We start from the raw sequence: 843 nt of genomic DNA, 5'->3' as shown, positions 1-843 counted from the left end.
CTGCAGAATTTAAAAACCTAACCCTGATAAAGCTCCCACCTTATTCACCAGAGCTAAATCCAATAGAGCAAGTATGGAGTTGGATACGACAACATTGTTTATCAAATAGAGTGTTTTCAGGCTATGACGAAATTGTCGATGAAGTTTCAAAGGCGTGGAATCACTTTATTTCAATCCCGGATCGAGTGAAGAAAATGTGCAATCGGGAATGGATTAAATTGATTTAATCTTTATGCGGAATGGTATTAGACCAGTAGAGATTTTAAGAATTTTTAACCATGGGTTATGAAGAGGGTCACATGGATTGTGTTGGGTTTCGCTCCGCTCTACCCAACCTACCTGGCTGAAAGCTCCAGACGCAAAAAAGCCCGACTCTTTTGAATCGGGCTTTCTCTTATTTGGAGCCTGGCGATGACCTACTTTCACATAGCAGCTGCTACACTATCATCGGCGCTGTTTCGTTTCACTACTGAGTTCGGCATGGGGTCAGGTGGGTCCAAAACGCTATTGTCACCAAGCAAATTTAGTTCGTTAATCGCCTTGGCAATTAACTAAAATCTGGAATTCTGATATCAAGTAAATGTCTACTTTAGTGTCTTAACTTCTGTCTGTTACGCTGTCATAAAACGCGTTTGGCGTTGTATGGTTAAGCCTCACGGGTAATTAGTACAGGTTAGCTTAATGGCTCACACCACTTCCACATCCTGCCTATCAACGTTGTAGTCTTCAACGGCCCTTCAGAGACTTTAAAAGTCTAGTGAGAACTCATCTCGAGGCCTGCTTCGCGCTTAGATGCTTTCAGCGCTTATCAGTTCCGAACGTAGCTACCGGGCAGTGCCATTG

The 843-nt window shown here is 43.2% G+C and carries 1 protein-coding gene and 2 rRNA genes; 1 reads left to right on the top strand and 2 read right to left on the bottom strand.

Features of this window, described 5'->3' with window-relative positions:
* The coding region (locus AOG27_RS21355) for a transposase (RefSeq protein ID WP_200909121.1) at positions 1-227 on the top strand (227 nt) is incomplete at its 5' end.
* Between the two features lie 176 nt (positions 228-403).
* On the opposite strand, the gene rrf is transcribed toward AOG27_RS21355, so the two are convergent.
* A 5S ribosomal RNA gene (rrf, locus tag AOG27_RS20865) occupies positions 404-518 on the bottom strand.
* A gap of 124 nt (positions 519-642) precedes the next feature.
* A 23S ribosomal RNA gene (locus tag AOG27_RS20860) occupies positions 643-843 on the bottom strand; the annotation flags it as partial.

Origin of the sequence: Pseudoalteromonas lipolytica (assembly GCF_001306915.1) — a bacterium.
Lineage (GTDB): Bacteria > Pseudomonadota > Gammaproteobacteria > Enterobacterales > Alteromonadaceae > Pseudoalteromonas > Pseudoalteromonas simplex.
Note: the sequence above shows the minus strand (reverse complement) of the source record. Positions and strands in the feature narration are given on the sequence as shown.